The organism is Slackia equolifaciens (assembly GCF_003725995.1).
GTDB lineage: Bacteria > Actinomycetota > Coriobacteriia > Coriobacteriales > Eggerthellaceae > Slackia > Slackia equolifaciens.
Map to the genome: position 1 here is coordinate 1 of NZ_QIBX01000050.1, position 520 is coordinate 520.

Consider the following 520-nt stretch of genomic DNA (forward strand, 5'->3'; position numbering starts at 1 on the left):
TCTAGTACGGTCGCGTGGGCTCGGCCGAGGAAGTTGTCGGTTGTGAAGTGGCGGGCGAAAGCATTCAAATCGCTCTGAATCACCAGTATGTGCTCGACGGCCTTATGTCTGTCTCTACCGACCAGGTGTTCTTCGAGACCTCGTCGCCCATGAAGCCCGGCATTTTCCGTGCGGGCGCAGGCGAGAACTTCCTGTATCTCGTTATGCCCGTTCGCGTATCTTAAGGACGTGCTCGCCGTGGCAAACGATCTTCGCATTCAGGAAGTGCGCCTGGCTGGTTTTCGCAATTATCGAAGCCTCGCATTGGGCAACATAGGTGGACTCACGATTTTCGTGGGTCCTAATGCCACGGGCAAAAGCAACGTCGTCGAGGGAATTCAACTTTTGTGCGCCCATGGGTCGTTTCGTTCGGCCCGCGGCCGCGACCTCATTATGTGGGGCGCGCCATTCGCTCGCCTCGAAGCGCGCTTCGTATCCGACTCGCGCGATTTGAGCGTCGCGACGGTTATTGAACCGGCAT

Annotated in this window: 1 protein-coding gene and 1 pseudogene; both read left to right on the plus strand. The window is 57.5% G+C overall.

Features of this window, described 5'->3' with window-relative positions; genetic code table 11:
* Positions 1-14: 14 nt before the first annotated feature.
* Complete coding sequence (locus DMP06_RS11270) at positions 15-224, plus strand: hypothetical protein (RefSeq protein ID WP_245962505.1); 210 nt, start codon at positions 15-17, stop codon at positions 222-224.
* A 13-nt stretch (positions 225-237) separates the two neighbouring features.
* Positions 238-520 (plus strand): annotated as a pseudogene (locus DMP06_RS11640) (DNA replication/repair protein RecF); the annotation flags it as partial.